The organism is Mumia sp. zg.B53, assembly GCF_019550935.1.
GTDB lineage: Bacteria > Actinomycetota > Actinomycetes > Propionibacteriales > Nocardioidaceae > Mumia.
The window spans coordinates 205,262-217,170 of record NZ_JAHWCK010000006.1 but is presented as its reverse complement, the minus strand read 5'-3'; the positions used below and the strand labels follow the sequence as shown (position 1 = coordinate 217,170).

The 11,909-nt window shown below is 72.1% G+C and carries 10 protein-coding genes; 6 read left to right on the top strand and 4 right to left on the bottom strand.

Annotated features, from left to right (window positions below; translation table 11 throughout):
- Positions 1–26 precede the first annotated feature (26 nt).
- The 6 genes from KV102_RS18100 to secD all read left to right on the top strand — a co-directional run bounded on the left by KV102_RS18100 (position 27) and on the right by secD (position 6,852).
- The gene (locus KV102_RS18100) at positions 27–629 is read left to right on the top strand and encodes a DUF3000 domain-containing protein (protein ID WP_220344502.1); all 603 of its coding nucleotides are present in this window, start codon (positions 27–29) and stop codon (positions 627–629) included.
- The gene (locus tag KV102_RS18095; protein WP_220347110.1) at positions 626–1,858 is read left to right on the top strand and encodes a ribonuclease D; all 1,233 of its coding nucleotides are present in this window, start codon (positions 626–628) and stop codon (positions 1,856–1,858) included. Before KV102_RS18100 ends, KV102_RS18095 begins: the two co-directional genes overlap by 4 nt.
- Before the next feature lie 20 nt (positions 1,859–1,878).
- On the top strand, positions 1,879–2,478 hold the full coding sequence (locus KV102_RS18090; RefSeq protein ID WP_220347109.1) for a hypothetical protein: 600 nt from the start codon (positions 1,879–1,881) through the stop codon (positions 2,476–2,478).
- 163 nt (positions 2,479–2,641) lie between these two features.
- The gene (locus tag KV102_RS18085) at positions 2,642–4,039 is read left to right on the top strand and encodes an NAD(P)/FAD-dependent oxidoreductase (RefSeq protein WP_220347108.1); all 1,398 of its coding nucleotides are present in this window, start codon (positions 2,642–2,644) and stop codon (positions 4,037–4,039) included.
- Positions 4,040–4,121: 82 nt separating this feature from the next.
- Complete coding sequence (locus KV102_RS18080) at positions 4,122–4,478, top strand: hypothetical protein (protein ID WP_220344497.1); 357 nt, start codon at positions 4,122–4,124, stop codon at positions 4,476–4,478.
- 67 nt (positions 4,479–4,545) lie between these two features.
- Entirely contained in the window at positions 4,546–6,852 is a 2,307-nt protein-coding gene (gene secD, locus KV102_RS18075; protein WP_220344495.1) for a protein translocase subunit SecD, read from the top strand.
- Between the two features lie 114 nt (positions 6,853–6,966).
- On the opposite strand, the gene KV102_RS18070 is transcribed toward secD, so the two are convergent.
- The 4 genes from KV102_RS18070 to KV102_RS18055 are packed head-to-tail and all read right to left on the bottom strand — an operon-like array spanning position 6,967 to position 11,756.
- Positions 6,967–7,497, bottom strand: a complete 531-nt coding sequence (locus KV102_RS18070) for a DUF6636 domain-containing protein (RefSeq protein ID WP_220347107.1) — start codon at positions 7,495–7,497, stop codon at positions 6,967–6,969.
- A 55-nt stretch (positions 7,498–7,552) separates the two neighbouring features.
- Positions 7,553–7,996 (bottom strand): SRPBCC family protein, encoded by a 444-nt coding sequence (locus tag KV102_RS18065; protein ID WP_220347106.1) that lies wholly within the window; start codon positions 7,994–7,996, stop codon positions 7,553–7,555.
- The gene (locus tag KV102_RS18060; RefSeq protein WP_220347105.1) at positions 7,993–10,611 is read right to left on the bottom strand and encodes an ATP-binding protein; all 2,619 of its coding nucleotides are present in this window, start codon (positions 10,609–10,611) and stop codon (positions 7,993–7,995) included. The genes KV102_RS18065 and KV102_RS18060 overlap by 4 nt, the downstream gene beginning before the upstream one ends.
- 11 nt (positions 10,612–10,622) lie before the next feature.
- Entirely contained in the window at positions 10,623–11,756 is a 1,134-nt protein-coding gene (locus KV102_RS18055; protein WP_220344488.1) for a metallophosphoesterase, read from the bottom strand.
- Between the last annotated feature and the right edge of the window lie 153 nt (positions 11,757–11,909).

Sequence of the window (11,909 nt, the reverse complement as noted above, 5' to 3'; positions counted from 1 at the left end):
GACGCTCCGCGAACTATGGTGGAGGCATGGCAGCACGCAACGAGCTCGACGGTCAGCCGTCCGAGTTCATCGAGGCTGTCGCTGCCCTGCGAGACGCGGAGCTACGTCCCGAGGTGGTCTGCGAGGAGCTGGCAGCACCCCGTCGGATCGCGCCGTACTCGTACGCGCAGAGCGGCGATGTCACCGCCGATGGCGACGAGGTCGGCACCGGCCGGCTCGTCCTGCTCCACGACCCGGCGGGCAACGACGCCTGGCAGGGCACGTTCCGGCTGGTGACGTTCGCCCGCGCCGAGGTCGACGCCGAGATGGCCAGCGACCCCGTGCTTCCCGAGGTCGGCTGGAGCTGGCTGGTCGAGGCGCTGTTCTCCCAGGGTGCCTCGTACGTCGCGCCCAGCGGGAGCGTCACGACCGTCCGGACGGAGGGCTTCGGAGGGATGGAGGAGGACGGCTCCAGCGCGCAGCTGGAGATCAGAGCCTCGTGGACACCCCTGTTCGGCACCGGTGACACCCTCGCCTCGCACGCCGTCGCGTGGAGCGAGCTCTTGTGCACCGTGGCCGGGCTCCCCCCGTTGGCCCCTGGTGTGCTGACCCTGCCCCGACGCGGGCGCGAGGGACGGCCGCCGCGGTGACCTCCGAACCCGACGACTCCCCCACCGAGGAGGTCGTCCTCCCGCCCCTGCAGCTGCACGACCCCCTCCCGGCGGTGGTCGACGACGCGCAGGCCCTCCAGCGCGTGCTGGACGCCCTCCGCCACGGGACCGGCCCGGTCGCGATCGACGCGGAGCGCGCCTCCGGATACCGCTACTCGCAGCGGGCGTACCTGATCCAGCTGCGCCGTGAGGGAGCTGGGACGGCTCTGGTCGACCCGATCGCGTTCGAGGACCTCCATGAGCTCGACGACGTGCTCGCCCCCACCGAGTGGATCCTCCACGCGGCCACCCAGGACCTGCCGTCTCTCGCGGAGGTCGGCCTGCGCCCCCGTGCGCTCTTCGACACCGAGCTCGCCGGCCGACTCCTCAACCTCCCCCGCGTCGGCCTGGCTGCGCTCGTCCAGGACGTGTACGGGATGAGCCTGGCCAAGGAGCACTCCGCTGCCGACTGGTCACGACGGCCACTCCCCGAGCCGTGGCTCGTGTACGCCGCCCTCGACGTCGAGCCTCTGGTCGGGCTGCGCAACGCCCTCGAGGAGCGCCTCGAGCGGGCCGGCAAGCTGGAGTGGGCCCACGAGGAGTTCCAAGCACTGCTCCACTTCGCCGGTCCCGCGGTCCGGACGGAGCCGTGGCGGCGGACGTCCGGCATCCACAAGGTCCGTGGGCCGCGACGGCTCGCGCTCGTGCGAGCCCTGTGGGAGGCGCGCGACGTCATCGCCCGCGAGCGCGACGTAACCCCGGGGCGGATCCTCAACGACGCCGCGATCGTCACGATCGCCCGCACCGCGCCGGCGAGCCGCCAAGAGCTGCGTGACCTGGAGGTCATGCGCAGCCGCGGAGCGCGCCGCTACCTCGACACATGGGACAGTGCCCTCGCCGCCGCCCGGGACCTGCCGGAGTCAGAGCTGCCCTCCAACGCGTCGAGCGACGCCGACGGTCCTCCGCCTGCTCGCGCGTGGCCCGAGCGGAACCCTGAGGCTGCCGCCCGGTTGGCGGCGTACCGGACCGCTCTGACGGCGATCGCCGAGCGCCACGACCTGCCTCTCGAAAACCTTCTGACACCCGACATCCTCCGGCGGCTCGCCTGGGACGCGACGGTGGCACCGGACCGCGACGCCGTCGCTGCGTTCCTCACCGACCGTGGTGCCCGCCCGTGGCAGGTCGCTCTCACCGCCCAGGCGCTCGCCGAGGCGCTCCGCGCGCTCTGAGCACCCACTACGCTGGCCGGGTGGCTGAGTTCAAGAAGCCGCTCGTCGCGGCTCCCGAGCTGTTCGCGGCGCGCCAGGCTGACCAGGACCCGGTGGCACGCGCGGAGGCTGGCGCACGCGTCGCCCACCTCCTGGTCCGTGGCGCCCGAGACGCCTCCGACCAGGCCACCACCGAGAGGGTCCTGGCACTGGCCGACGAGCACGGGCTCGACCTGCTCGCCGAGCTGTGGGCCGACGCCCCCGGCGACTCGCTCGCCGGTGCGCTGTGGCGCCTGTACGTGTTGCGCACCTGGGTGCGACGCGACGCCGTCCAGGCCGCCCGCGAGTTCGACGCCGGCAAGGCCCACGCGCCCGTCGACGAGGTGGTCGCCGGTGTCGTCGATCCCCCGGGACCGCAGGAGGTCGTCGCGCTCGCCGACGCGGTCGTGCGCGGTGTCGTGACCAACGACCTCGCCGACACCCTCGACCGGGCAGCGGCGTTCGCCCGGATCGTCGGGGTGGGCAGGGCCGCGCTCGGTGAGGACGACCACGGCCAGGCCATCAGCGCGTCACGGCTCGTCGACACCGCCGCCGCGTTGGAGAGTGCCGCCCGGAATGAACGCCGAGGCAACCTGGTTTAGTCTGGGAGTGCGCCGGGCTGCGGTTGCCCCGGGTCCCAAAATTAGCCGCTACGAGCGGCCACGCGCCGTGAGGTGCTCCCAGCCCGGCGCACTAGCCTTCTCCCCTCCCTCGTCCCGCCGATCGGTGCTGCGGGATGTCCCTCGGTGAGCGATGCTCGCGTCTATGGACACTGCTCCGTACGGCCGTACAGGCTCCACCGTCGACGTGGTGGTCATCGGCACGGGTCCCGGCGGCGAGGCGGCGACGGGGGCGCTCGCACGCTCCGGGCTCGACGTGGTGGCGGTCGAGGACGGACTCGTGGGAGGCGAGTGCCCCTACTACGGCTGCATCCCCTCGAAAACGCTGATCCGCTCCGCCGATCTCCTCGCGTCGGCCCGTCGAGCCGACGGCGTGGCCGGTGAGGTCGCCGTGACCCCGCGCTTCGCCGACGCCTACGCGCGGGTACGGGACGTCACCGCCGACTGGGACGACTCGGCGTCGGTCGCACGGCTCGAGAGGGCGGGCGCGACGATCGTACGGGGGACTGCGACCCTCACCGGGCCGCGGACGGTCGCCGTCGGTGACCGGACCTGGTCGGCTCGCCGGGGTGTCCTCCTCGACGTCGGGACCCGTCCGTCGGCACCGCCGATCGACGGACTGGACGGCACGCCGTACTGGACCAACCGCGACATCCTCCGGAGCCCCGACCTCCCCCGATCGCTGCTCGTCCTCGGCGGTGGCGCGGTGGGGCTGGAGCTCGCACAGGCGTACGCGCGCTACGGCACGGTGGTCACCGTCGTCGAGTCCGGGCCACGGCTCCTCGCGCACGAGGAGCCGGAGGCGGGGAACCTGGTCGTCGGCGCCCTGCAGGCCGACGGAGTCACGGTGCGCACCGGGAGCCCGGTCGCGGCGGTGGCGTACGACGGGGAGCGCTTCGCCATCACCCTCGATGACGGCTCCGACCTCGACGCGGAACGGCTGCTGGTCGCCACCGGGCGGACTCCCAACACCGACCGGCTGGGCCTCCAGGAGCTCGGTGTGCCCACCGAGCACGGATTCGTCACCACCGATCCGCACCAACGGGTCCTGAGCGGCGGCGCGGTGGTGGACGGGCTGTGGGCGATCGGGGACGTCACCGGCCGCGGCGGGTTCACGCACGTCTCGATGTACCAGTCCGCGATCGCCGTGGCGACGATCACCGGTCAGAAGGGCCCTGGTGCCTCGTACCGCGCGCTTCCTCGTGTCACCTTCACCGACCCCGAGATCGGCGCGGTCGGACTCACCGAGGAGCAGGCACGCCGCCGCGGGCTCCCGGTGCGTACGGGGATCACCGACCTGGCAGCGTCCTCGCGGGGCGCGACGTACGGACCGGGTGCGAGCGGGCTCATCAAGGTCGTCGCCGACGCCGAGCGCCGCGTGCTCGTCGGAGCGACCTCCGCGGGGCCGGCGGGCGGGGAGATCCTCGGAGCGCTCACGGTCGCGATCCAGGCCCGGGTCCCCGTGGAGGAGCTGCTCCGGACCATCTGGGCCTATCCGACGTTCCACCGCGCCATCGGGTCCGCCCTCGCCGACCTGTCGTGAGCGTGAGAGGCGGAGGACGGCGGGAGTGACCACGATCACCTCGACGGAGGAGTGCCCCCTCCTGTCCGGTTAGACTGGTCAAATGCTCAGGACCGTCCCGCGCCTGCCTGCCGTGATGCTTGCGGCAGCGCTGTCAGGACTCCTGCTCATGCTCGCGGGTCCGGCCTCGACCGCGACCGCTCGCAGCCAGACACCCGCGCCGTCCGACGCACGCAGCTCTGCCGACCGCGCCGTGACGGTGACCAAGGTGACAGTGCACAAGGTCGACGTCGGGGCTCGCGCCCATCACGACCAGAACGGGCTCGGGCCCGACCTCGCGGCGCTCCCTGCTGCCCACATCGGCGGCACGGCAGTGACTGCCCGCAGGGTCCTGGCTCTCGACGATGCGGCGTCGGCCGCTACCGCCTCACCCGAGCGCAGCCGCGCGCCGCCCCGCTGACGGACGACCTCCACAGTCCTGACCGCGCTGACCGCGGTCGCCACGTCAGCAGATCCCGGAGCCTTCCGTGTCACGTCCCGATTCTCGCGCGCCGTTGTGGCGCGCTCTGGCGGCCCTCACCGTCCTCGTCATCTCGGCAGTCGTCGCCCTGAACTTCACCCCCCGCCTCGGTCTCGACCTCAAGGGCGGGACACAGATCGTCCTGGAGACCCAGGACACCGAGCGCGTGAAGGCCGACGGCGAGGCGACCGACCGTGCGCTTGAGGTCCTGCGCGGCCGCGTCGACGCCCTCGGTGTCGCCGAGCCCACCCTGGCTCGCTCCGGCGAGAACCGGATCATCGTCGAGCTCCCCGGCGTCCAGGACCCGCGCGAGGCCGCCGAGGTCATCGGCCAGACCGCCCAGCTGACCTTCCACAACGTGATCGGCCCGGCTCAGGAGGGCGCCAAGCCCGCTGAGGGGCAGCAGATCGTCGAGGACGAGGACGGCAACCCGATCATCGTCGGCCCGCAGCTGCTCGACGGCAACGGCGTCTCCAGCGCCAAGGCCGAGCAGGAGCAGCAGTCGCTGCAGTGGGTCGTCAACGTCCGCTTCAACGGGGAGGGCACCCCCGGCTGGAAGCAGCTCGTCAACGAGGCGTGCGCCAACACCGCCGGCGGGCAGCGCATCGCGATCATGCTCGACAAGAACGTCATCTCCTCCCCCGCCGTGCAGCCGAGCCTCTGCGCCGGCCCCGGATCGACCACCAGCATCACCGGTGACTTCTCGGCCGACTCGGCCAAGGATCTGGCCGTCCTGATCGAGGGCGGCGCGCTCCCCGTCCCGGTCGAGGTCATCGAGCAGCGCACGGTCGGCGCGACCCTCGGCGACTCCGCCATCGAGGCGTCGATCGAGGCGGCGCTCATCGGCGTCGCGCTCACCGCGGTCTTCATCATGCTCGTCTACCGCCTCATGGGCTTCCTGGCGAGCATCGCCCTCGGCACCTACGCCCTCCTGTCCTACGCGATGCTCGTGTGGCTCGGGGCGACACTCACCCTTCCCGGCCTGGCGGGCTTCGTCCTCGCCATCGGCCTCGCGATCGACGCCAACGTCCTCGTGTTCGAACGAGCGCGCGAGGAGTACGCCCGGCGGACCGGTGAGGGCTTGCCACGAGCGCTCGACACGGGCTACAAGAAGGCCTGGACGGCCATCCTCGACTCCAACGTCACGACCATCATCGCCGCGGGACTGCTCTTCTTCTTCGCCAGCGGGCCCGTCAAGGGCTTCGGTGTGACGCTGACGATCGGCACGATCGCGTCGATGGTCTCGGCGCTCGTCATCGCCCGCGTCCTCACCGACTGGGCCGTACGACGGTCCTTCGCCCAGAAGCGCCCCGGCATCACGGGTCTCACCGGGACCGGCAAGTTCCGCACGTGGCTGGTGACCAAGGGACCGTTCATCCTGAAGCGCTCGGGCCTGCTCGTCGGGCTCACGCTCGCCGCGATCGCCGTCGCCGTGACCGGCGTCGTCACCCAGGGGCTCAACCTCGGCGTCGAGTTCACCGGCGGCCGCGTCCTGGACTACAAGGTCAGCAAGCCCATCACCACCGACGCCGCCCGTACGGTCGTCAGCGATGCCGGCTTCCCGAGCGCGGTGGTCCAGGAGAGCGGTGGCGAGTCCGGCGACCAGAACAACATCACGGTCCGCACCGACAAGATCACCGACGACGAGGCCGTCAAGATCGAGGACGCCCTGGACGAGGCGGCCGGTCCCGTCACCAAGGAGCGCGACGAGCTGATCGGCCCGAGCCTCGGCAAGGAGCTCCGCAACCAGGCGATCATCGCGTTCATCATCGCCCTGGCCGCCCAGATGCTCTATCTCTCGATCCGGTTCCGATGGACGTTCGCGACCGCAGCCGTGCTGGCGCTCGCCACGACAGTGGCTCTGGTGGTCGGCATCTTCGCGTGGTTCGGTGAGCCGGTCGACGGGGTGTTCCTCGCCGCGATCCTCTCGATCATCGGTCTCGACGTGAACGACACCGTCGTCGTCTTCGACCGCATCCGAGAGAACCTGCGAGAACGCAAGAAGGGCGACAGCCTGCGCCGGATCTTCAACGACTCGATCATGCAGACGGTCCCCCGTACGGTGAACACCGGCCTGGGCGCGATCTTCATCCTCGCCGCCCTGGCGATCCTCGGTGGTGCCTCGCTCCAGCCGTTCGCGATCGCCCTGCTGCTCGGTCTCACGCTGGGCACGCTCGGCACGGTCTTCGTGGCGTCGCCGATCGCCGTCCTCCTCGAGGAGCGGTTCCAGCCCAAGGACAAGGCCGACCGCGTGGCGGCTGCGGACCCGTACGCGACCGTGCCCGCGGGTGGTCGCGAGAGCGGCGCGCTCTGACCGGACTCGCGTCGCTCTGACGCGGGCTCGCCCCTGACGAGACGGAAGGACCCGCCATCGGGCCGCTGCGGCGGCCCGATGGCGGGTCCTTGTCGTCGTGTCGGGTGGCGCGCCTCAGAAGGTGCCGGCGCGCTCGCGCGAGACGGTGAAGCCCTCGTCGGTCTCGGTGTTCAGGCACGTGATGCCCGTGCGCTGACTGGTGCACCCGAAGGAGCCGAGGGTCGTCGACTTGCCGTAGGCGAGCTCTGGGGAGTTGCCGGCGAGCGTCGGCGCGTCACAGCTGAAGAAGCCGCCCTCGTCGTCGACGACCAGCGTGCGACCCCATCCGTCCTCGCAGCCCTCCGGCTTGGGCGGGGGCGAGAAGTCGAAGTCGCCGATGTCGCAGCGCGCACCGTCGGTGTTGAGCCGGCACACGATGTTGCCGCTCGGGCTCCGGAACGCCCTCATCGGACCGACGTCGTCGGTCAGGTCGGTCGCGACGTCGTCGAGCGGGAGCTGCGCGGTGCGCGGCGACGTCGTCGGGGCGGATGCTTCGGCCGCTGGCTCGGCGTCGGCCAGATCGGACGCGGAGCCGCAGCCACCGAGCGCGACCGCCAGGAGAATGGCGGCGCCACGGGCGAGCACGAACGACCTCGATCGGTGCACATCTGTCCTTCCGTACGGGCTGGTTCGTCGGCCACTCTAGGTGACCGCCCGACGGCTACGACGAGAGGTAGCGGGCGAGACCGACCTGACCGCGACGCATCATCGCCGTGTGGTTGAGCCGGAGGACCGGGGACACGAGGCTGCCGATCGCGTTCATCCACGGCTCGGTCGTGACGACCTCCTGCGAGTAGCGGAGGACCGTGGTCTCGCGGTCGGCGCCGAGCCGCCAGCTCGCCCAGCCCTCGAGGTCACCGGCGATCTCGGCGAGCAGATGGCGTGACGTCTCGTCGACGCGGGTCCGGTGGAGGGTGAGGTGGAGCGTGTACGGGAGGGTCGCTCTGATCGCCAGCCGCGCGGTGTCGTCGTCGATGCCGGTGACGTGACGCACGTCGGGCCACCACACGGCATAGCGCTCGAGGTCGGCGACGGCGTCGAAGGCCTGCGCGACCGGCGCTGCCACCCGCCACGTGCTGGCGAAAGAGTAGTGCCGTGGCTTCATGACAGGGTGAGCCGCTCCGTGCGGGCGCCGCCGACGGACTCGAAGCGCCGGGGCTGACAGGTCAGGAGCACAACCTGTGCCGAACGGCCGACATCGTTGAGGACCACCGCGAGACGCTCCAGACGATCGGGGTCGGAGAAGCCGAGGGTGTCATCGAGGATGACCGGAGCGCCCTCGTCGGGGTCGACCAGCTGTGCGCAGGCGAGGCGTCCGAGGACGGCGAGCTGCTCGCGGGCGCCGCCGGACAAGGAGCCGAACGGGACGGTGCGTCCCCGCAGCGTCCGGGTCTCGATGGCGAGGTCGGTGCTGACCTCGACCTCGAAGTCGGGCCCGAAGACGACCTTGCCGAGTCTGTCGATGCGTTGCTTGAAGGGCGCGACGTAGTGGCGCTGAGCCTCGTCGCGGTGCCGCAGCAACGTGGCGCTGAGAAGGTCGGCGGCCTGCGCCGATCGGGCGAGGCGCCGGTGGGTCGCGCTGGCGACGGCCAGCGCGGCTTCGACGTCGGTGAGCCGGTCGTGGATGCCCTCGGCCGCGCGGTCGTCGAGGAGCGTCTGCAGCTCGACGCGGCGTTCGTCGGTCCTGGTGAGGTCGCGGTCAACCCCCTCGACGAGCTCGCGGGCGTTGGCGAGCTCCATCGCGAGAGTCTCCGGGGACGCGGCCTCGAACGTGGCCCGCGACGCCCTGCTCGTCGTCCTGGCGCGCTCGTACGCCTCGTCCGCGGCGACCACGGCTTCGGTGAGTGCCTCGTCATCCACCTCTGCTCTGGCGGCAGCCAGACGCGCCGTCTCGCGCGCCAGCTCGTGCTCGGCGCTCTCGAGCTCCTGCCGAGCTCGAACCGAAGCCTCGCCCGCCACCGAGAGAGCCTCACGCGCACCGTCGTGGGCGTCCCGCGCGGCCGCCGCGTCGGCGTCGGCGTCCTCCGCGGCACTGCGGGCGGCGTCCGCGGCAGCCTCGAGGGCGTCGCGCTCGCCTTCGGAGCTGGGGTCGGAGCTGGGCTCGGCGCTGGGCTCGGCGCTGGGGTCGGAGGGGCGTCGTCGCTCGAGTGTGGCCAACCGGAGCTCGAGATCGTCCAACGTCGTGCCACCGAGGGCGTCGGAGAGCGAGTCCTCGGCAGTGGCGCACTGGGACTCGGCAACCCGACGACGCTCGTGCGAGGACCGGGCCTCGTCCAGAGAGTCCACCCCGGCCTCGTGGAGAGCCACGTCGAACGCCGCGCGCGCCCGCGCGACGCGACGGTCGAGATCTGCGGGCGGCGTGCCCGGACTGACCACGACCTCGACCACCCCGTCGACGGTGATCCGGACGTCGTCGAGGACCGAAGCCTCGTAGGTCTCGCCGACGACCTCCGCACCCCCGACGTCGACCCGGTGGCCGCCGAGGGGACGGACCGACACCCGCGCGGCGGCGGCGTCGCGCGCGCCGACCGCCACCTGGACGTCCGTCGACAGGTCGGTCAGGCGCGCCAGCACCGCGTCGTCGACGCGGAGGACCTCACGCTCGGCCCGTGCGCGGGCGCACCGCTCCCCCGCCTCCCTCGCACGGCGGACCCGCTGAGCGAGCGCGGTCCGCTCGAGCTCGTCCCGGTGGCGTGCCACGGCGAGCGCGGCAGTCTGTGCAGCATGGCGGGCCACACGTGCGCGCTCGGTGGCGACGCCGACCTCTCGTCGCGCGTCGTCCTCGGCCGTGCGGGCGTCGGAGTGAGCCGCCACTACCTCCGCGACACGCGTCCGCAGCGCGTCGATCGTCTCGGCACGGCGAGCGAGGTCGTCGACCATGCTGCGGCGGTCGTCGCGCGCCCGGACGGCGTGCGACAGGGCGCGCTCTGCCACCTCGAGGTCCTCCTCGGAGCGGCGCAGCTCCTCGCGCAGCGTCTCGAGAGCCCGGACGGCGTCCTCCGAACGGCGAAGACGAGCGTCGGCCTCGATCGACAACGTCGACAGGCGCGCGTGCTCATGCTCGTTGGCCGCGTAGTCGTCGACGTAGCGGTCCATCTCGGCGCTCCGGGCACGCAGCCGCGCAGCCTCGGCCTCGAGCTCCACGATCTCGGCCGCTGACTGTGCGTGAGCCCCCCGCGGCTTGCCTCCCGCGGTGAGGAGACGGTCGCGCTCGGCGAGAACGGCGGCCATCAGCGCGTCGTGGTCGCCGGTCGCGCCGGCCGAGTCGTCCAGGGCGCGGTGGAGCGCGGAGATGCGGGCGAGCTCGGGCTGGTCGAGCGACTCGCCCTGGACGATCTCGAGCGCCTCCCACAGGTCGACGTCGACCGTCTCGCTCAGGATCGCTGCGAAGCGCTGGTGCGCCTCGTCGCCGCTGTGCTGCTCTCGCGAGGGCGCGGTCACGTCCAGCTCGGTCATCGGAGACTTGAGCCAGCGCTTGCGGTAGACCAGCGCGTACGGGCCGGTGCGCAGCTCGACCTCGGCCTCCGGTCCGACGTCGAGCCCGACGGGCTTGACGTCGCGGACCGCCTGACTGCGCGAGCTGGACTTGGTGGTGCGGAGCAGACGGACCGCTTCGGCGACCGACGACTTGCCCGCCTCGTTGGGTCCCACGACCACCGTCACGCCGTCGCCGAACCGGACCGTCGACTCCTGAACACCCCTGAAGTGCCGCAGCGTCACCCGCACCAGCCTCATCGGCCGGCCCCCGCGAGCCGGTAGAGCAACCCGAGCGCGTCTTGTGCCACGGTCGCGTCCGGTGCGTCGGAACGGGCGAGCTCGGCGAGCTCGTCGAGAGCGGCCTGAGCGAATCCGCTGAGACCGAGATCGGCGAAGTCGTGACCGTCAGGCAGGACGACCAGGTCCGTGTGCCGTTCCCAGGCGTCGAGCCGTGCGAAGAGGTCGCTCCCGTGCTCGAGAACGCCGTCGAGCCGCGCCATCTCGGCCGTGGAGAGCGTCCCGCTCAAGGCCAGCCACACGGCCGTGCGGTCCTTGTCGGGCATCTGCTCCAGCCGATCGGCGAGTCGGTCGACGTCCTCGGAGGAGGCCAGCTCCTGCTCGACGACCTCGAACCGCCAACGGCCGACCCGGACCGGATCCACGGTCACGGCCCGCGACTCCGGGTCGACGTCCACGACCAGCACGTTGCCGGGATCGTCCTCGCGGCGCGACGTGACCTCGGGAGCACCGGCGTACCAGATGCGGGACTCGATCTCGGTGGTCGAGTGGCGGTCGCCGAGGACGGCGACGTGAGCGCGGCCGGAGTCGAGTGCCTTGGTGAGGGTGGGCACGTCGATCGCCGCGAGCGCGTCACGGTCGGGGTTGAACGTGCTCGCCACGCCGTGTCCGGCAACCACGCGCACCAGATCGCCCGACGTCGGCCGGAGTCCGGCGCACGCGTCTGCCACCAGGTCACGCGTGGGGTGCTTGCCGAACCACGGCGCACCGACGACCTCGGCACCCTCGACCACCGTGAAGGGGGCGCTGTCGCGCAGCACGTGCACGTGGTCGGGCTTGCGCTCGGCGAAGACACGCGAGTCGTAGATCGACGCGGCGTCGAGCGGGTCGTGGTTGCCCGGGAGCAGCACGACCGGCACCGAGAACCCTCGGAGAACCTCGAACGTCCGCGCGACGATCGCCCGGTCGAGCTGGTTGGACTCGAAGACGTCGCCGCAGACGACGGCGAACGCAGCGTCGCGCTCAGCGGCGAGGTCGCCGATCCGCCGGACGGCGTCGAGCCGGGCCTGCTGGAAGCGCGCACGCGCCTCGTCGCCGAGGAACCAGGCGGTCATGCCGAGCTGCCAATCCGCTGTCGCGATGAAGCGCATGCATCCACCTCCGGGGTCCGTGCGAGCCTCCGAGCAGGCTCCCTCGGAGCCTAGTGACGAGGGCGGACAGGTTGAGGGACGCGCGCCGGGCTGGGGACGGCCGGATCGTGTGGACAACACCACTCCCGTCACGCCCGCCACGCCTGCCGGGCG